This is a genomic window from Pseudodesulfovibrio sp. 7M6 (genome assembly GCF_050058625.1).
GTDB lineage: Bacteria > Desulfobacterota > Desulfovibrionia > Desulfovibrionales > Desulfovibrionaceae > Pseudodesulfovibrio > Pseudodesulfovibrio salinus.
The window spans coordinates 162,495-181,966 of record NZ_CP188816.1; the positions used below are offsets into that span (position 1 = coordinate 162,495).

15 protein-coding genes are annotated in these 19,472 nt (G+C 59.9%); 10 read left to right on the plus strand and 5 right to left on the minus strand.

Translation table 11 applies throughout. The features are described 5' to 3' along the window. Positions 1 to 2 precede the first annotated feature (2 nt). Genes ACI0FG_RS00710 through ACI0FG_RS00735 form a run of 6 tightly spaced genes read left to right on the plus strand, consistent with a single transcriptional unit; the run spans position 3 to position 5,359 of the window. A complete protein-coding gene (locus tag ACI0FG_RS00710; protein ID WP_419786637.1) occupies positions 3 to 923 on the plus strand; it encodes a transketolase family protein in 921 nt (306 codons plus the stop codon). Next, the gene (locus ACI0FG_RS00715; protein ID WP_419786638.1) at positions 923 to 1,582 is read left to right on the plus strand and encodes a class I SAM-dependent methyltransferase; all 660 of its coding nucleotides are present in this window, start codon (positions 923 to 925) and stop codon (positions 1,580 to 1,582) included. Before ACI0FG_RS00710 ends, ACI0FG_RS00715 begins: the two co-directional genes overlap by 1 nt. Positions 1,583 to 1,592: 10 nt before the next feature. After that, complete coding sequence (locus ACI0FG_RS00720; protein ID WP_419786639.1) at positions 1,593 to 2,663, plus strand: radical SAM/SPASM domain-containing protein; 1,071 nt, start codon at positions 1,593 to 1,595, stop codon at positions 2,661 to 2,663. Between the two features lie 10 nt (positions 2,664 to 2,673). After that, positions 2,674 to 3,837, plus strand: coding sequence for a DegT/DnrJ/EryC1/StrS family aminotransferase (locus ACI0FG_RS00725; protein WP_419786640.1), 1,164 nt, complete (start codon positions 2,674 to 2,676; stop codon positions 3,835 to 3,837). Between the two features lie 16 nt (positions 3,838 to 3,853). Next, positions 3,854 to 4,333 carry an acyltransferase gene (locus tag ACI0FG_RS00730; protein WP_419786641.1) on the plus strand — a complete coding sequence of 160 codons (480 nt, stop codon included), beginning with the start codon at positions 3,854 to 3,856 and terminating at the stop codon, positions 4,331 to 4,333. A gap of 54 nt (positions 4,334 to 4,387) precedes the next feature. Next, complete coding sequence (locus ACI0FG_RS00735) at positions 4,388 to 5,359, plus strand: radical SAM/SPASM domain-containing protein (RefSeq protein WP_419786642.1); 972 nt, start codon at positions 4,388 to 4,390, stop codon at positions 5,357 to 5,359. Positions 5,360 to 5,436: 77 nt separating this feature from the next. Here the strand turns inward: ACI0FG_RS00735 and ACI0FG_RS00740 are convergent, their stop codons facing one another. The 5 genes from ACI0FG_RS00740 to ACI0FG_RS00760 all read right to left on the minus strand — a co-directional run bounded on the left by ACI0FG_RS00740 (position 5,437) and on the right by ACI0FG_RS00760 (position 12,661). Next, positions 5,437 to 6,630, minus strand: coding sequence for a TIGR04372 family glycosyltransferase (locus ACI0FG_RS00740; protein ID WP_419786643.1), 1,194 nt, complete (start codon positions 6,628 to 6,630; stop codon positions 5,437 to 5,439). 158 nt (positions 6,631 to 6,788) lie between these two features. Continuing rightward, positions 6,789 to 7,643 carry a putative bifunctional diguanylate cyclase/phosphodiesterase gene (locus ACI0FG_RS00745; protein ID WP_419786644.1) on the minus strand — a complete coding sequence of 285 codons (855 nt, stop codon included), beginning with the start codon at positions 7,641 to 7,643 and terminating at the stop codon, positions 6,789 to 6,791. 151 nt (positions 7,644 to 7,794) lie between these two features. Continuing rightward, positions 7,795 to 10,887, minus strand: a complete 3,093-nt coding sequence (locus tag ACI0FG_RS00750) for an efflux RND transporter permease subunit (protein ID WP_419786645.1) — start codon at positions 10,885 to 10,887, stop codon at positions 7,795 to 7,797. A 2-nt stretch (positions 10,888 to 10,889) separates the two neighbouring features. Next, complete coding sequence (locus ACI0FG_RS00755; RefSeq protein WP_419786646.1) at positions 10,890 to 11,978, minus strand: efflux RND transporter periplasmic adaptor subunit; 1,089 nt, start codon at positions 11,976 to 11,978, stop codon at positions 10,890 to 10,892. Next, positions 11,978 to 12,661, minus strand: coding sequence for a TetR/AcrR family transcriptional regulator (locus ACI0FG_RS00760; RefSeq protein ID WP_419786647.1), 684 nt, complete (start codon positions 12,659 to 12,661; stop codon positions 11,978 to 11,980). Before ACI0FG_RS00760 ends, ACI0FG_RS00755 begins: the two co-directional genes overlap by 1 nt. A 453-nt stretch (positions 12,662 to 13,114) precedes the next feature. Between ACI0FG_RS00760 and ACI0FG_RS00765 the strand changes: the two genes are divergently transcribed. From ACI0FG_RS00765 to ACI0FG_RS00780, 4 genes are all read left to right on the plus strand, one after another. Continuing rightward, positions 13,115 to 14,131: a molybdopterin-binding protein gene (locus tag ACI0FG_RS00765; RefSeq protein WP_419786648.1), complete on the plus strand. Its 1,017-nt coding sequence runs from the start codon at positions 13,115 to 13,117 to the stop codon at positions 14,129 to 14,131. A gap of 72 nt (positions 14,132 to 14,203) precedes the next feature. Continuing rightward, positions 14,204 to 16,924 (plus strand): molybdopterin-dependent aldehyde oxidoreductase, encoded by a 2,721-nt coding sequence (locus ACI0FG_RS00770; RefSeq protein ID WP_419786649.1) that lies wholly within the window; start codon positions 14,204 to 14,206, stop codon positions 16,922 to 16,924. A 74-nt stretch (positions 16,925 to 16,998) separates the two neighbouring features. Further along, complete coding sequence (locus ACI0FG_RS00775) at positions 16,999 to 19,260, plus strand: pyridine nucleotide-disulfide oxidoreductase/dicluster-binding protein (protein ID WP_419786650.1); 2,262 nt, start codon at positions 16,999 to 17,001, stop codon at positions 19,258 to 19,260. Then, positions 19,257 to 19,472, plus strand: coding sequence for a DVU_1557 family redox protein (locus ACI0FG_RS00780; protein ID WP_419786651.1), 216 nt, complete (start codon positions 19,257 to 19,259; stop codon positions 19,470 to 19,472). Before ACI0FG_RS00775 ends, ACI0FG_RS00780 begins: the two co-directional genes overlap by 4 nt.

The following is a 19,472-nucleotide window of genomic DNA, read 5'->3' on the forward strand; positions in this document are numbered from 1 at the left end:
TCATGCGCAAGAAATGCCTCGACATGGTTCAGGAACTCGCCCAGAAGGACGAGCGTGTAGTTTTCATCGGTTCCGATCTGGGATTCAAGACCCTCGACTCCTTCCGCCAGGAGTTGCCCGACCAGTTTTTCATGGAGGGCATCAGCGAGCAGAACGTCATCGGCATGGCCGCGGGCATGGCGCTGGAAGGGCGCATCCCCTACGTCAACACCATCGCCACGTTCATTGTCCGCCGCGCCCTGGAGCAGGTGTCCATGGACCTGTGCCTGCATGATCTGCCGGTGCGGCTCATCGGCAACGGCGGCGGCGTGGTCTATGCCCCGCTCGGGTCCACCCATCTGGCCATAGAGGACATCGCCCTGATGCGCTCCCTGCCCAACATGACCATTGTCTGCCCGGCCGATGCCGAGGAGATGGAACGGTTCATGCGGGTTTCGGTGGACTGGCCGCACCCCATTTATATTCGGCTGGCCAAGGGGTACGATCCCATTGTTTCCGATCCCGACCGTCCCTTTGTCATTGGCAAGGGCGAGGTGTATGGCGAGGGCAGCGATGTTCTGCTGGTCACCACGGGCATCGGCCTGCGCGTCTGCCTGGAGGCCGCCGAACTGCTGGAGGCGCGGGGCATCAGCACCCGCATCCTGCACTTGCCCACGGTCAAACCCATGGATACCGAAGCCCTGCTGAAGGCGGCCGGAGAAGTCCGCGCCGTGGTTGCGGTGGAGGAACACACCATCATGGGCGGACTGGGCAGCGGCGTGGCCGAAACCATGATGGAGGCCGGGGTCTACCGTCCCTTCAAGCGGGTGGGTATTCCGGACGTGTTCCCGGACCACTACGGCACTCAGAACCAGATCATGGAACGGTACGGCATCTGGCCCGAACCGCTGGTGGCCACTGTGGTTTCCCTGCTGGAGAAGTAATGGGCCAGCTGCGGAATTTTGTTACCCCGAAGCACACGTCCACCAGCCGGGAGTACCTGCCACGCATGATGGACGATAAGGTCCACTGCATGCTCAAGGCCAAGGAGTATGAGTCGGACTATTGGGACGGCGACCGGCGCTACGGCTATGGCGGGTATTCGTACCGGGCGGGCTACTGGACTCCGGTGGCCGAGGCCCTGATAAACGCCTACGGTCTGAAACCCGGCGCCAAGATTCTGGATGTGGGCTGCGGCAAGGCGTACCTGCTGTACGAGCTGCATTTGCTGGGCATGGACGTGCGCGGTTTCGATATCTCCCGGCACGGACTGAACGACGCCATGGAGCCGATCCGCGACAGGCTGTTCCTGCACAAGGCCCAGGAGCCGTATCCCTTCGAGGATAACGAGTTCGATCTGGTCATCTCCATCAATTCCCTGCACAACCTGGAAATCTTCGATCTCAAGACCGCTCTCGGCGAGATCGAGCGCGTGGGGCGGCAGGGGTATGTCTGCATGGAGAGCTACCGCAACGAGCAGGAACAGTTCAATCTGCAATGCTGGGCCCTGACCTGCGAGTCGTTTTTCGGCAAGCAGGCGTGGGAGTGGCTCTTCAAAGAGTTCGGATACACCGGCGACTACGAATTTATCTATTTTGTATAGGAGTACAACGATGGGCAACAAATATTCCATGATGAAGGTCTTCCACTTCAAGGACAAAATAGATTCCTTGCCGCTGGAGAACCCCGAAATCCAGCCTCCGCTGCATATCCGCATCAAGCCTATCAACGCCTGCAATCATAGCTGCGCCTACTGTGCCTACCGCGCCAAGGATTTGCAGCTGGGCAAGGATATGAACATCTCGGACTCCATCCCCAGAGAGAAGATGCTGGAGATCGTGGACGACATCATCAATATGGGCGTGAAGGCCATAACCTTCAGCGGCGGCGGCGAGCCCCTTTTCTACCCGCACATGGCCGAGGTGCTGCGCCGTCTGGCCAGCTCGCCGGTCAAGTTTGCCACGCTGACCAACGGCGCGCTTCTCAAGGGAGAGGTGGCCGAGTTCTTTGCCCTGAACGGCTCCTGGGTACGCATCTCCATGGATGGCTGGGACAATGCCAGCTATACCAACTATCGCGGTTGCCCGGACGGCGAGTATGACAGAATCCTGAGCAACATCCGCAACTTCAAGAAGTTCGACGGGCCCTGCCATCTGGGCGTGAATTACGTGGTGGACAAGACCAACGTGGGCCACGTTTTTGAAGCGGCCAGCCGACTCAAGGATGCGGGCGTGGACAATCTCAAGATATCCGCCTGTATTATCGACAATGACGGTGCCAAAAATAACGCTTACCACGACACGTTCTTTGACCAGGCGCGGGAGCAGGTCGCCCGGGTGCAGGAAGAACTTGGCGAGCCGGGCTTCGAGATCTTCGACGCCTACCATCTGGAGGACGACTGTTTCGACAAGGATTACTCCTGGTGCCCGTTCCTTCAGATTCGGCCGGTTATCGGTGCGGACCAGAATGTCTACTCCTGCCAGGACAAGGCCTACAATTTGGACGAAGGCCTCATCGGCAGCATCAAGGACGTGCGCTTCAAGGATTTCTGGATGAACGACAAGGAAAAGTTCTTCCGCATCAATCCCTCGAAGATCTGCAAGAACCACTGTGTCGCCAACTCGCGCAACAAGATGCTGCACGAGTACTTCGGCACCGATCTCGATCACCTCGGATTCGTATAGGGGAGCCGCCATGCGCAAGATGCCGCCACGCAACCTCTTTGGCGAGGCAGAACTGGACGCTGTCCGGGAAGTGTTCGAGCACGCCTGGGAGCAGGGCCGAGATTTCGGCTACCAGGGCGATTTCGAGAAGGCCTATGCCGACGATTTCTGTGCCTTCATGGGTGGCGGATACGCCGACGCTGTCTGCACCGGTACGGTCTCCATTCTGGTGGGGCTGGCCGCGCTGGACCTGCCCAAGGGGAGCGAGGTACTGGTCTCGCCCGTCACCGATCCGGGCGGCGTCACTCCGGCGTTGTTTTTGGGGCATAGCCTGACCTTGGCCGATGCCGAACCCGGCACCTTCAATGTTGGCCCCGAAGAATTCGAGGCGGCGTTGACACCAAATACCAAAGGCGCGCTTATCACCCATCTCGGCGGTTTCCCGGCCCGGATGGAAGAGATCATGGAGATCGCCCGCGCACGGGGCGTAAAGGTGCTGGAGGATTGCTCCCAGGCCCACGGGGCCAGCTACCGGGGCCGCAAGGTCGGCTCTTTCGGCGATATCAGCGCCTTCTCCACCATGTTCTCCAAGAATCATGCCTCCGGCGGATGTGGCGGACTGGTGTACGCCAAGGAAGAGTCGGGCTATCGCCGTATTCGTTCCATTGCGGACCGGGGTAAGGATTTCTTTGCCGAGGATTTCAATCCCAAGGACCCGGCCCGTTCGCTGTTCGCCGGGCTGAATTTCAATCAGAACGAAGTGGCCTGCGCCATCGGCCGGAGCACGCTCAAGCGGCTTCCGGTAATCATTGAACAGCGGCAGCACGTGGCGGACATGCTGGCCGAAGGACTGGCGACTGTGCCCGGCCTCCGCGCCCATCTGCCTGTGGATGGGGGCGTTCCGTCCTACTTCTTTCTGACCGTTGTTGTGGACGAGGCGGCTTTGGGCATGACCAAATTCCAATATACCGACGCGTTGGCCGAACGCGGTATCTGGTTGAACCCCGACTATCGGTTCACGCTTCAGGACTGGCCCTGGCTGGCCGATTCCATATCGGGCAACGACAAGACGCCGAATGCCGCAGCCTTCCGGGCGGGCAGCTTCAACCTGCTGTTCCACGAGAATTTCAGTAAGGACGACGTGGACTACATCGTGGACACGTTGCGGCAGGTACAAAAGGAACTCGCGGGCTGACCCGCCGGAGGAGCGCATGCAAGGCAAGTTTTCCGTGGTCTCGGAAGAGGCTGTCATCGGCACCGACGTGCGCATCTATGATTTTGTCAATATCTACGGCAAATGCCGTATCGGCGATGACTCTGTCATCGGCGGGTTTGTGGAGATTCAGCCCGGGGTGGAAATAGGCGCTCGGGTCAAGGTCTCCAGCCATTGCTTTCTGTGCACCGGCGTCATCGTCAAAGACGAGGCATTCATCGGGCACGGCGTCATGTTTACCAACGACCTGTTTCCCAAGGCCGTTTTTGATGACGGCAGACCGTTCAATGCAGCGGATACCGAGGTCGTGCCCACGGTCATCGAGAGCCGGGCGGCTATCGGCAGCGGCTGCACCATCCTGTGCGGCATCACCATAGGTGAGGGTGCCCTGGTGGGCGCTGGCAGCGTGGTGACCAAGGATGTTCCTCCGCACACTCTGGTGGCGGGTAACCCTGCAAAGGTTATACGAAAAATTTAGTTTCAGACAAGAATGGCGCTCCCAGAGAGGGGAGCGTCGCATAAGGAGAACGCCATGAGTTTCCATGTACCGGATCAGCCGCAACGGCTGCTGCTGGCCCTGCAGGAAGGATATTGCAACCTCAAGTGCCCCATGTGTTACGTGCATTCGCCGTCGAGCACGATGAAGGTCCGCAAGGGAACCATGGACTACGACAGCATGGTCGCACTGCTCGACCGGTTCGATTCCCCCAAGCCTTCGATCGGTCCGGCCACATGGGCCGAGCCGCTGATGCTGCCCGAGTTCGACAAGTATCTGACAGCGATGAAGGAACGCGGGTTCGCCGTCAATATCAACACCAACGGCTTTTTGTTGACGGACAAGCTTGCCGAACTGATGGTGGCCTTGGAGGTGGAGTCCGTGTTCATCAGCGTGGACGCGCACTCCCCGGATGTCCTGCAAAAGGCTCGCGGCACTTCCAAGCTCGACGAATTGCACGCCGCCGTGCATCGTCTGCTCAAGGCCCGAGGGGCGCGGTCCGCGCCGCGCATCGGCGTTTCCTTCCTGATGCAGGAGGCCAACGAGTTCCATCGTGACGAATTTATTGCTCACTGGACCCAGTATGTGGACGCCGTCCGCGTCAACGAACGGCTGGATCAGAATTCGACACAGCGGCACATCGACCTGCCCAAGCGGATTCCCTGCGGTTATCTTTACGATACCCTGACGGTCAACCATGAGGGCGACGCCGTCATTTGCTGTCTGGATGCCCAGAGCGATTATGTGATCGGCAACGTCTTCGAGCAGGACTGGCGAGAAATCTGGCACGGCAAGGCGTTCAACGCTTTTCGGGCGCAGCATGAGGCCGGCGAGTTCAGCAAGGTCGCCCTTTGTGCCGATTGCGAGGCCTGGGCCGGTTACGAGATGCGGGAGCGGACCGAAGGCGATATCCTGATTCGCGAGTCGGCCACCACCAGCCACTACAACCGTCTCGACCGGTTGGGCTCCTGGGACCGAGGCCTGTACGATAAGCGCTACGAAAAGTAACGCGGCCTTATTTATATGACACAGGAAAAGGCCCGGTCATCATTGTGATGGCCGGGCCTTTTTATCCATTGGGGGATCTACTCGGCCCAGAAGGGGTAGGTTCGCAGGCTATAGGCGCTCATGTGACCCTGGTAACGGATGCCTGTACCCTGCTCCAGAATATCGCGGAACCGTTCCTGCAACGTTTTGTCCTCATCCGTCTCTACCCAGGAGCCGTCCAGGCGGGCGGTCATTTCGCGTACCGCTTCCGTCACTTCCTCCGGGGTGCAATCGTGGACCACTATGTCGTGGGGCGAAAGGTCGGAAGCGTTGACCATTTTGGCCAACTTTCGGCTGAATAGTTCACTGAGGCTGAGATATCGCTCTTCCTTTGTGTGCCAGTATTTTTTCAGGGCCACCATGGTATTGGGTTTGAAGAACGGCACATCCGCCGGAGGGATGGAGTGGACGTACAATACCGGCTTCCTGAAGCTGCATACGGTGATGGAATCCAGTCCGGTTCCGCACGACAGGAAAAACCGGCAGGCGGCCGAAAGATATACATCCAGCAATTCGGTTCGTTTGCCGGAAAGACTGTAGTCGATGATGCCCGGATGGGAAGTGGGCAGCTTGCCGGTCACGGCGGTTCCCATGCGAACCACGGCGTGGGTATTGGCAAGCATCTCCATGGCCGGAATGTAGGAGTCGATTTCCACGTTGCGGTAGGTGTCGAGCGCCGTGGGCTCCTGAATCTTTTGCAGATAGGCGTTGTCCCGCGACATGACGGGGACGATGGGCGTACCCGGGGCAATGCCCAATTCGGCACATTGTCGTTCCCCCTCGGCTTTTTCCGCTTCCGACAGGCTCAGGTGACCGGGGTGGAAACGGGCCAAGCCCTTGGGGTCGTTGCCCGAAACCTTGTGCACGTACATGGAGCTGACGCCCAGGCCGCCCAGCTTGTGGCAGATGTCGAAAAGCGGCAGGAATATCTGGTGGATGGGCATGGCCCGCTTGAGGAGTTCGAGCAGGGCGCCGTTGCTCGGCCTGTCCCGGTAGACGAAGACGCGAAACTCCCTGGGGTGAAGACCGTGGTCGAGTTCGCAGAGATATTCCTCGTTGGAAGAGGCCATCTGGCCCACACGGTCCACCCTGATGGGGTAGATCTTGAAGGGAATCGGCGACAGCTTGTTGAACAGGGCGAGCAGGAGAGCCACCGGCAGCAACAGCGGGAAGGTCAGAATGCGGTATGGTCTGAGATTGATGCGGTATATGGGTTGTTTCTGCTTGCCCATGCTGTGGAATCTCCAAAAGCGCTTGTAGGATGCGGCCGGGACAGCCTCGTCGCCGGGGTGGTCCAAGCCCGACTACGCCGTAAATTCATAGTATCCCCGGCGCATAATTGCAAGAACACGTGCCTTGTGGACGTTTTCTTTGCAAGGATGCAAACGGGCTATGCCTTTGCCGCGTCATCCTCCTGTCCCGCGTTATCGGAAATCAGGGCAAACGCCTCGCAGGCAGGCAGGGGGCGGTGGAACATGTAGCCCTGCATTTCATCGTATTCCGCCTGCATGAGGTAGCCGAACTGTTCGGATTTCTCCACGCCCTCGGTCTCCACCGAGAGATTCAGGCTCCGCGCCAGGCTGATGATGGCCTTGACGATTTCAATATTTTTGGACGGGTTCTTGATCGCCGGGCTGTCATCACTCCCGTTGATGAAGGAGCTGTCGATTTTCAGCGGATCAATGGGGAACTTCTGTAGATAGGACAGGGAACTGTACCCGGTCCCGAAGTCGTCGATGACGAGTTGGACACCCAGCCGTTTCAGCTGGAACAGCTTCTCCATGGTGTCCCTGGCGTTGAGTATGACCACGCTTTCGGTGATTTCCAGCTTGAGCAGGTGCGGTTCTATGGCGTCCTTTTCCAGACAGCTATCGATAAGTTCCACCAGGTTTTTCTGGTAGAGCTGGCGGCTTGAAAGGTTGACGCTCATGGCCAGAATGCGCCTGGGCAGAGCCTTGCGCCACTTGCCCAGTTGTCGGCAGGCTTCCTTGATGACGAAGTTGCCGAGCGGAACGATCAGCCCGGTTTCCTCGGCCAAGGGAATGAATCCGCCTGGCGGGATGTTCTCATGTTCCGGGTGCTGCCAGCGGACGAGTGCCTCGAATCCGTCGATACGGCCGTCCTGAGTGTTGATGATGGGCTGATTACAGATAGAGTAATCTCGGCTCCAGGGCGTGGCGCAGGTCGTTTTCCATGCATTGTAAAAAGAAGTCGATAATTCGGTTGCCCCATCCCGATTAAGCAACAATTATTCCAAGCCGGGTGGCAGGAGCGAGGCTTTTGGCGGCCAGCCGCTGCGTCCAGGGGAATGGGAGAATGGAGTGGGGAGCAGTGGCCCATCCATGGAGAGACGGTGAAAACAAAGGCCGTCGGAGTGATCTCCGACGGCCTTTTCGTCATAGTTGTTTGGTGTCGTCCGCCTGTTCCAGTATGGCGGGGTCCCAACTGTAGTCCTTGAACTTCTGCCGGAAGAAAATGGCGTAGAGGACCGGGCAGAGGATCAGGGTAAGGACCGTGGCCACGGAGAGGCCGGACATGATGAGGTTGGCCATGGGCCGCCACATTTCGCCGCCCTGCAGGGAGAGCGGGACCATGCCGATGATGGTCGTGGTGGCGGTCATGATGATGGGCCGGGCGCGTTCCAGGGCGGCCACCACAATGGCGTTGCGGGTATCCATGGACCGGTTGCGCAGTATTTCTATCCTGTCGATGAGCATGATGGCGTTGTTCACTATGATGCCGAGCAGGGAAATCATGCCGAGCATGGCCATGAATCCGAAGGGCGCGTTGGTCAGAATCATGCCGCTTGAGATGCCGATCATCATGGGCGGCAGGGTGAGCAGGATGATGATGGGCCGCCTGACGGAGTTGAACTGGAAGACGAGCACCAGCACCAGCAGGCCCATGGCCAGCGGCATATTGGCGTTGATGGCCTCCTGCGACTCCTGGGACTTCTCGAATTCGCCGCCGTATTCCACAGTGTAACCCAGGGGCCAGTCCGGCGATTCGGTAAGTTTGGCGACCTCGGGCCGGATGTCTTTGAGGATGGACAAGGCATAGTAGCCTTCCGCCACGTCCGCTTTGATGGTGATGGTCCGGGTCTGGTCGCGGCGACGGATGTCTGAGGGCTGCCAGTCGAACTTGGTGGTGGCTATCTGGCTCAGGGGGACGCTCTTGCCCGTATCGTAGGAGTACACGTTGAGGGAGTCGAGCTTGTCCAGCCGTCCCCGGTACCCTTCGTCGTTGCGCAGCAGGATGGGGATGATGGTGTCGCCATCGCGGTAGTCCGAGGCGTGCAGGCCGCTCATGGCGGTCTGGAGAGAGATGGCCACGTCGAAACTGGAGAGCCCGACCTCCCGCGCCTTGTCCTGATTGACGTTCACCAGCAGTTTCTTGGTCCACTGGCCCCAGTCGTCCCATACGCGTTCGATGCCCGGCTGTTTTTTGACAATGGCGGCTATCTTGTCCCGCTCGGTGTAGAGCGTGGCGATGTCCGGCCCGGAGAGGCGTATCTGGAGCTTGGCGCCCACGGGCGGTCCGTTCATCAGTTTGTTCATGGAGTAGTCGGCGTCCGGGAACCGCTCGTCCATGGCATCGCGGGCGCGGGCGATGACGCGGTCCACGGCTTCAATGGACTTGGTGTTGACGATGAACGTGGCTAGGTTGTCGTTCTTCTGCTCCAGGTTGAGGGGCAGGTACCAGCGAGGTCCCCCATGGCCCACGAAATCGCCGACGGATTCTACTTCCTTGTCTGCCAGCAGGACCTTTTCCAGCCGTTCCACCCTGCGGGTGGTGGCGGTGATGTCCGTGCCGTAGGGCTGCCAGAAATCAATGGTGAACTGGGCGCGCTCATTGGGCGGGAAGAAGAGCTTGGGCACGAACTGGAAGGCCCACATGGAAACCACGCAGCAGAGGACCATGCCGCCCACGAAAACGGTTCGGTGTTTCAGGCTCCAGACCAGCATGGAGCGGTAGATGCGGTAGAGGCGGCTGGCGTATGTCTGCACCACCACCTTGGGCTTGAGCAGATAGTAGCAGAGCATGGGCACCATGGTCATGGAAAGGGCCCAGGAGCAGCCCAGGGTCAGCGAGACCACGATGAACAGGGACTGGCAGAACTCGCCCACCGGCTTGTCGGCCAGGGGAATGGGCAGAAAGGCGAAGATGGTGGTCAGGGACGCGGCGAGCAGCGGCATCCACAGCTCCGAGACAGCGCCGGTGACGGCCTTCATCCGGTCCTGGCCCGAGGCGAGGCGGACGAGGATCGACTCCGAGACCACCACGCCGTTGTCCACCAGAATACCAAGCGAAATGATGAGTGAGGCAATGGAAATGCGCTGGAGTCCCACGCCGAAGGAGGGCATGAGCGCGATGCAGCCGAGCATGGCCATGGGCACCAGCGAACCGGCGATGAGTCCGGTGCGCAGGCCTGCGAAGGCCAGAATGATGACCACGACGAAGCCGAAGGATTCCAGGAGGTTTATCATGAAATCCCGGATGGCTGTATTGACGTAGTCGGGCTGGAAGACCAGGACGTCCGCGTCCAGGCCTATGTAGAGGTTGGAGCGGATTTCGTTCAGCTTCTTGGTAATGCGCTTGCCCAGCTCGGTGATGTTGCCGCCGTCCGCCATGGACACGGCCAGGATCAGCCCGGGCTTGCCGTTGTAGCGGGTCATGGTGGAGGGCGGGTCCGCGAACCCGCGTGAGATATTGGTCACGTCCGCCAGCCGGACGGAAGTCTTCTGGTTCGGGGGGCGAATGGCGATGGAGTGGATGTCTTCCACGCCGTTGAACTCGCCGGTCGGTTCAATGATGATGCGTTCCGGACCGAGCAGGCTGGAGCCGCTGGGCTGGATGGTGTTCTGGTGGTCGATCATTTGGGCCAGGGCAAAGGGGGAAACCCCGGCAGCGGCCATGCGCGAGTTGGTGAAGTCCACGAAGATACGCTCGGCCTGAACGCCCCACCGTTCCACTTTGCCCACGCCGTCCACCTTGAGCAGTTGGTCGCGCACGTCGTCGGCCGCGTCCTTGAGCTCGCGGTAGCTGAAGCCGTCGCCGGTGATGGCCACCACGATGCCGAACACGTCGCCGAACTCGTCGTTGACGATGGGCGTCTGGGCCTCCTCGGGCAGGTCCGGGGCCGCGTCGTCCACCTTGTTGCGCAGCTTCTGCCAGTACGGGTCCATGTCCTTGATGTGGTCTTCAAACTCCACCTTGACGATGGAGAAGCCGCTCATGGACTGCGACTCCACATTCTTGACCGCGCTTATCTCGCGGATGCGCTCCTCCAGCTTGTCCGTAACCAGCTCCTCCACGCGTTTGGGCGAGGCACCGGGAAAGACCGTGGTGATGACGGCCGTGCGGATGGTGAAGTCCGGGTCCTCATCCTTGGGGATGGAGAAAAAGGTCATGACCCCGCTCATCGCAATGAGCAGGAAGATGATGATGGAGGTGCGGTTGTTGGTGATGCACCATTTCGCGGGATTCACGGCTAGTCCCCCACGTCCTGCTTGATGAGGCGGACCTTGCGTCCTTCCGTAAGACGGCTGGCCCCGCGGATGACCACGATGTCGCCCGGCTTGACGCCCTCGGCTATCTCAATGCCCGTGGGCGAGAGGTGGCCAAGCTTCACCGCGCGGCTGTGCACCGTGTTGGTGGTCGGGTCCACAATCCATATATGCCGTGTGCCGTCGGGTTCGCCCAGCACAGCGGCCGGAGGCACGAAATAGTTGACCTGGCCGTCCTTGCCAAGAAACTTGACGTGGCCGGACATGCCTGAGCGCAATAGCCTCTCCTTATTGGGCAGGTATACCTTGATCGGATAAGTGGAGCCTGTGACGGAGTCCACGCTGACCTCGTCGACCTTGCCGGTCATGGTCTGGCCGGGCAGGGCGTCGAATTCCACCTCGACCTTGTCGCCTTCATGAACCTGGGCGATATACATGTCCGGCACGGCAATATACATCTTCATGTCCCGACCCGCGTTGAACGTGACAACGGCTTCACCCGAGGACACGTTCTGGTGCTGGTTGGCCATGACCTTGCCGATCCAGCCGTCAAAGGGCGCCGTCAAGGTTGTGTAGGAGAGGTGTTTGCGGGCTATCTCCAGCTGCTTGGCCGAGGCGTGCAGCTGGGCCTCGTAGGACTTGAAGTCCGCCTCGATCTGATCCATCTCCCCACGTGAAATGACGCTCCGTCGGAACAGCTCGGCATTGCGCTTCATATCCGCTTTCGCGCGCGTGTAGTTGGCGCGGATCTGCTCCAGGTTGGCCTTGGCCTGCCGCAGCTCCAGTTCGTAGTCCGATGGGTCGAGGCGGGCGATGGTCTGGCCCTTGCCGAATTTACGTCCGATCTGGTCGCCGGGGAATTCGATGATTTTGCCGCCTACGCGAAAGGATAAGGGAGTGGCCAGCGCGTCCTCGACGGTTCCGGAAAAGGTCCATTGCCTGCCCTGATCGAAGTTGCGCACGGTCATGGTTTTGACTGGCCGGATTGATTCGGCCACAGGGGCAGGGTCGCCGCTACAGGCAGCGGTTAACAGGAGCGCGAACAAAAGCGCGAGGCAAAGGAGCCGGTTCATTATGCATCCTCCATGGGCAGCCCGAGTAGCCCCCTGATGCGTTTGCGGATGATTTCGGAGAGGGTGTCCATGTTGCTGGCGTAATTTTCCCAGCCCAGACGGCGCGGAATGAGTGCTTGCCCTTCCAGTAGTTTGAGAATGATGCTGATTATGGCATGGGCCGTGAGGATGATATCCTCGCGTGAACTTCCTTCCGGGAGGGTCCCGGCGGCCATGGTGCACAGGACGTCCAGCGACGGAGCGAAGAAATCGTTTGCCAGTTCCTCGAACCACTCGGACGGCTGAGCCAGTTCTCTTGAGACCAGGAAGGCTGCCCAGGTCATATTGCTGTTGCCGAGCAGATTTCGGACAAGCTGGTCGATGAACCAGTCCAGCACCTGGCATTTGCCCGGGATGCTGCTTCCCGCCACTGCGAGCCGCTCTCTGATGTCATCGATTTTGGGAAATATGTCGTCCCGATACGTGATGATGCGTTGCAGGATGGCTTGGTAAAGGCCGGACTTCCCGCCGAAGTGGTAGCTTACGGTCGCCAGATTGACGCCCGCCTCATTCGCCAAGGTACGCATGGAGACGCCATCGTATCCCCTTTGGGCGAACAGGCGTGATCCGACTGCGAGCAGCGTAGCCCGCGTCTCTTCTCCTTGTGCCTTGCGGCTGAGATTTTTATTTTTTTTGTTTTCCATCCCAACGTCCTTTCTCTTTGCCGGAAGGCCCGGCGACTCTGTCCTTTATGTCAACAATGTTTGTTAGTCAAACGTTTGTTCAATAAGGACTGTCTTCGCGGCAGGGGAAAGGTTGCGCGTCCTGCGAATGGCTATATAGCCAAGCTGGTCGGACAGTGTACGACCGGTCATTTTTTAAAAAGAAATAAATACTCTTTTTGCAGGGGGTTCGGCGGCGCAGGCAAAATTGTTCAAGGCGGTTGACTGAGTAGTTGAGCAGGAGTACATTGTGTATAAGTCGGCATAATAAATGTCGTTGGAACGAAGCGGCTCTCTCGGGGAGAGACGGCAGTGGACCAAAACCGAACTCGACAGTGGGCATTTCCGGAAATGGGAAGTGCGGCGCGGTATGGAGACGGTCCCGGACGGCCGGGCGGGTTGCTTCGGAGACTATATCTCAAGTGGGGTAATCTAGTGAAAACCGTTCCCGTACAAGATGCGGTTGGTATGGTATTGTGCCATGACATGACCCGCATCGTTCCCGGCGAGTACAAGGGCCCTGCCTTTCGCAAAGGCCACGTCATCCAGGAGGAAGACATTCCAACCCTTCTCGAAATAGGTAAAGAGCATGTCTACGTGCTCAACCTGGAGAAGGGAAAAATCCATGAAAATGAAGCGGCCGAACGCATAGCCAAGGCCGCTGCAGGTCCCGGCATCACCCTGACGTCGGTCTGTGAAGGGCGCATCAATTTTCAGGCTTCGCCCGGCCTGCTCGACATCAACGTCGAGGCCCTCAATCGCATCAATTCCATCGAGGAAGTGGTGCTTTCCACAATGCATAACGGACAGCAGGTCACCGAGAAGCGCGCCGTGGCGGGCACTCGCGTGGTGCCGCTGGTCATCGACGAAGCCAAGATCGAGCAGGTGGAGGCTATCTGCGCCGAGTACCCCTATGTGGTCGGCGTGCGGCCTTTCCTGCATCATAAGGTCGGTGTGGTGACCACTGGAAGCGAAGTCTTTACCGGCCGCATCAAGGACAAGTTCGGTCCTGTTATCCGCAAGAAGTTTTCCCAGCTCGGTTCCACGGTCATGGACCAGCGGCTGACATCGGATGATCCCGCCATGACCAGGGATGCCATCCTCGCCTTCATTGCCGAAGGCGCGGAGATGGTAGTGGTCACGGGGGGCATGTCCGTCGATCCGGACGACCAAACCCCGACGGCCATCAGGGCCACGGGGGCCGACGTCATCACCTACGGGTCTCCCACCTTTCCCGGCGTAATGTTCCTGTACGCGAATTTGAACGGTGTGCCCATTCTCGGGCTGCCGGGCTGCGTCATGTACTTTCGCGCGTCGGTGTTTGATCTGGTGGTGCCCCGTTTGCTGGCCGGGGAGAAAGTAACCCGCGAGGATATCGTTGCTTTGGGGCATGGTGGGTTCTGCGCAACCTGCGACGTATGTCGCTATCCAGTATGCCCCTTCGGGAAATAACAACAGGTGTGGGAATTTCGATAAGAAATTCGAAATGAGCAAGACGGTACAAGATCAAGGAGGAATACTGTCATGATCAAAAAGACACTCCAAGTAAATGGAGTAACCAGGCAGGTGGTCTGCAAGGCAGACGAGTCCCTGGCCAACGTGCTGAGAGAAAATCTCGGCCTGACCAGCGTCAAGATCGGCTGCGATTCCGGTGTGTGCGGTAGCTGCACCATCATCCAGAATGGCAAGCTTACCCGGTCCTGCCGGACCAAGATGAAGAAGGTTGATGACTACACCGAAATCCTGACTCTGGAAGGCATCGGCATGCCCGGCAAGCTGCATCCCATCCAGCAGGCATGGATCGCCTACGGTGGAGCCCAGTGCGGTTTCTGCACTCCCGGTTTTATTGTCTCTACATATGCTTTGCTGAAGGAAAACCTGAAGCCGACCCGCGAGGAGGTCCGCGACTGGTTTGAAAAGAACCGCAATCTTTGCCGCTGCACCGGCTACAAGCCCCTGGTGGACGCCGTCATGGCCGCCGCCGAGGTCATGCGCGGCGAGAAGACTGAAGACGATCTGCTCTTCAAGATTCCCGAAGACGGCCGTATTTGGGGCACCAAGTACCCCCGCCCGAACGCCGTTGCCAAAGTTACCGGTACTTGGGATTTCGGCGCCGATATGGGCCTGAAGCTGCCCGCCGGCACCCTGCACTGCGAGCTGGTGCAGGCCGAGGTTTCCCACGCTCTCGTCAAGTCCATCGACGTGACCGAGGCCGAGGCCGTTCCTGGTGTCGTCAAGGTCGTTACCCACAAGGATGTCAAGGGCAAGAACCGCATTACCGGTCTGATCACCTTCCCGGCCAACAAGGGTGATGGTTGGGACCGTCCCATCCTGTGCGACGAAAAGGTCTTCCAGTACGGTGACGCTATTGCCATCGTTTGCGCCGAGACCCCCGAGGCCGCCAAAGAGGGCGCCAAGCTGGTCAAGGTCGAGCTGGAACAGCTGCCGGAATACATGAGCGCTCCCGCGGCCATGGCCGAGGATGCCATCGAAATCCACCCCGGCACCCCCAACATCTACTACACCCCGAAGATCGCCAAGGGCCCGGACACCAAACCCATCTTCGAAAAAGCTGACGTCATCGCCGAGGGTTCCTACTACACCCAGCGTCAGCCGCACATGCCCATCGAGCCGGATGTAGGATTCGCCTATACCAATGATGATGGCAAGCTGGTCATTCACTCCAAGTCCATCGGTCTGCACCTGCACATGTTCATGATCGCTCCCGGTATTGGTGTGGAGCCCGATAACATGGTCATGGTTCAGAACCCCACCGGCGGTACCTTCGGCTACAAGTTCTCGCCGACCATGGAAGCCCTGCTGGGCGTGGCCTGTCTGGCCACCAACCGTCCGGTGTACCTCAACTACAACTGGCACCAGCAGCAGACCTACACCGGTAAGCGTTCGCCCCAGTTCACCACCGTGCGCATGGCTGCCTCCAAGGACGGCCAGTTGCTCGGAATGGAGACCGACTGGACTGTGGACCACGGCCCGTACTCCGAGTTCGGCGACCTGCTGACACTGCGCGGTTCGCAGTTCATCGGCGCCGGTTACAACATCCCCGCCATTCGCGGCGGAGGCCGTTGTGTCGCCACCAACCACTGCTGGGGCGCTGCTTTCCGTGGCTACGGCGGACCCGAGGCGGAGTTCCCCTCTGAAGTCCTGATGGACGAACTGGCTGAAAAGCTGGGTATGGACCCCCTGGAGCTGCGGTACAAGAATGTGTACCGCCCGGGTTCCACCACCCCGACTGGTCAGGACCCCGAGGTCTACTCCCTGCCCGAGATGATCGAGAAATTGCAGCCCAAGTATGACGCTGCCAAGAAAAAGGCCGCCGAAAACTCCACTGCCGAAGTGAAACGCGGTGTGGGCGTGGCCGTTGCCGTTTACGGCGCTGGTCTGGACGGACCGGACACCGCCGAGGCGGATATCGTCCTGAACGCCGATGGCACCGTGACGATCTTCTCCTGCTGGGGTGACCACGGCCAGGGCGCCGACATGGGTACTCTCGGTACCGCTCACGAAGCCCTGCGTCCTCTGGGCCTGACCCCGGAACAGATTCATCTGGACATCGGGGATACCAGCCGTGCACCGAACGCTGGTCCTGCGGGCGGCAGCCGCTCTCAGGTTATGGTCGGCCAGGCCACCAAGAACGCCTGTGACCAGCTCGTGGACGCCATGCGCAAGCCTGGCGGCGGGTTCCGTACCTATGATGAAATGGTCGCCGATGGTAAGGAACTGCGCTACTTCGGCAAGTGGACGGCTCCGGCCAGCGACTGCGACGAGAACAGCCAGGGTAGCCCGTTCTCCTGCTACATGTACGGCGTGTTCATGGCCGAGGTGGCCGTGGAACTCGCCACCGGCAAGACCACGGTCGAGAAGATGACCATGGTGGCCGACGTGGGCAAGGTGAACAACTTCCTGCTTGTTGATGGCCAGCTCTACGGTGGTATCGCCCAGGGTATCGGCTTGGCCCTCTACGAGGACTACGAGGATATCAAGAAGCACTCCAACATGGTTGGCGCGGGTCTTCCCTCCATCAAGAAGATCCCTGACGATATCGAGTTGATCTACGTTGAGACTCCGCGTCCCGCAGGTCCCTTCGGCGCTTCCGGTACCGGCGAGATCCCGCTCTGCGGACCGCATCCGGCGATCATCAACGCCATCTACAATGCCTGCGGCGTTCGTATCCGCGAGCTGCCCGCCTATCCCGAAAAGGTACTGGCCGGACTCAAGGCACTGTAATATAGTAATGTAACCCGGTGGCGGCCCCGGCTTCGGCCAGGGCCGCCACTTTCATTTCAAACGGCGGAAGGCTCATGGAACAGAAAGAACTCAGGGTGTGGGAGGCCAAGTGCATTCAGGAGGAAACAGTCCGATGTGCCGCAGCCTGTCCTCTTCACGTTGATGCAAGAACGTTCTGCAAGCTTATGGCCGAGCAGCGGACGGACAAGGCATGGGCCGTTCTGGCCAAGATCATGCCCCTGCCCGGCGTGCTGGCCCGGCTGTGCGATGGCCCGTGTAAGTCGGCCTGCGTGCGTAAGGATGCCGGTGGCGCCGTGCAGGTGGACGGCCTGGAACGGTACTGTGCCTCAGTGGCCAAACCGATTGCCCCGCCCCGCCCCCTGCCAGCCCGCCATAAGTCCGTGGCCGTGCTCGGCGGGCATCTGGCCGGACTGTGCGCGGCCTGGGAACTGGCCCGGCGCGGATTTGACGTTACCCTGTACTGTGAAGACATTGGCGGGCCGTTGCGGAATTTGTCGGCATCCACGCTTCCTCAGGACGTGCTGGAACGGGAGATTGAGAGCCTGAAGCAGCTTGGCGTGGTCATTGAATCCGCGGCAGCTCCGACCATGGTTCTGCTTGATGCCGAGCTGGAGGCGAAGGACGCGGTCTTTGCGGACGGCGATGCCTTCCCGGAAATTTTCGATACGTGCGGACAGCCTGACCCGCTCACCCTGGGCACGCAGCGGGCCGGACTGTTTGTGTCTCCGCATGGCGAGCCCTCGGCGGTGTTCCGAGCGGCGGCGGCCCGTCGTGCGGCCAACTCGATGGACCGTTACATTCAGGGCGTTTCCTTGGTTACCTTGCGCGAGAAGGAAGGTCCTTACGCCTCTCGGCTCTTCACCAGCCTGGAGGGCGTTGCCGATACGCCGCCAGCCTTTGACGGCGACTGTCCGGATGAGGCCACGGCCTGGACCGAGGCGGCCCGCTGCCTGCTGTGTGAGTGTCTGGAGTGCCTTAAGGGGTGCACCTATCTGCGTCATTTCAAGGGCTATCCCAAGGTATACGCCCGCCAGATCTACAACAACGAATCCATTGTCATGGGTACGCGCACGGCCAACAAGATGATCAACTCGTGTATGCTCTGCGGTCAGTGCGAGGTGGTCTGTCCCGAGGACTTTTCCATGGCGGACCTTTGTCTGTCAGCCCGGCGTTCCCTGGTTTCCCATGGATACATGCCGCCTTCGGCCCATGAGTTCGCCCTGAGGGACATGGCCTTTGCCGATGGTGACCGCTGTGTGCTGACTCGTCATGCACCGGGAACAGGCGTTTCTTCCTATGTCTTTTTCCCCGGCTGCCAGCTCACCGCCTCCGACCCGGAAGGGGTGACGGCGGCCTATGCCGACCTGCGCGCCAGGCTGGGCGATGTGGGGCTGATGCTCCAGTGCTGCGGCGCTCCGGCGCAGTGGGCCGGGCGCGATGCCATGGTGGAGGAATCAGCCGATGAGCTGCGCGCCCGTTGGGAAGAACTCGGCTCTCCCCGGATCATCGCCGCCTGCCCGACCTGTATGAAGCAGCTGGCCGAGTCTCTGCCCGGCGCGGAGATAGTCTCCCACTGGTCGGTGCTCCGTTCGCTGGGGTTGCCGGAGGGTGCGGCCGGGAACAAATCTCTGGCGATCAACGACCCCTGCGCGGCCCGGCACGCTCCGGCCTTGCGTGACGATGTGCGCAACCTGCTGGATGAACTGTCCGTTGATGCGGCCGAACCTCACTTCACCGGTGAGACCACGCCCTGTTGCGGTTTTGGCGGGTTGCTTTCCGAGGCCAACCCGGAACTGGGGCTGACCGTTGCCCGGGAACGCGCCGCCTCCATGGATCGGGACTGGGTGACCTATTGCGTCATGTGCCGGGATATGATGGCCCGTGCCGGAGGACGCGCCCTGCACCTCTATGATTTGCTCTATCCCCGCGCCGAGGACCCGGCCGGCAGAGCCGCGCCCGGTTATTCGGAGCGGCGGGAAAACCGCGTCCGGCTCCGGGAGCAACTGCTGCGCGAGGTCTGGGGCGAGGCTGCCGATCATGCGGCGGAACCGTACGAGAACGTGCGGGTAGTCTTTACCGACGCAGCGGAGCAGGTGATGGAGACGCGGCGCATTCTGGTGACCGACGTGCAAAAGGTGCTGCTCCAGGCCGAAGGGTCGGGCAAGCACCTCATCCGCGAGGAGAATGGCCATCGTGTGGCCTCGTTCCGTCCGGCCGTGGTAACCTATTGGGTCGAATATGAACCGGCGGAGGATGGCTATCTGGTGTACAATGCCTGGAGCCACCGTATGCGCATCAAGGGAGGCCAGCCGTGAGCCTGATTCAATTGCCGAATGTGGATGGAGCCGGATGGACCTGCGCGGCCTGCGGCGAATCCATGGTCCTGAAACCGACGGAACTGGAGTATCTGGACTCTCTGTTCAACGTGGCGCTGCCGACCTGTCCCACCTGTGGCTACGTGCTTATTCCCGAGGAAGTGGCCATGGGCAAGATGCATCAGGTGGAGCAACTGCTGGAGGACAAATAG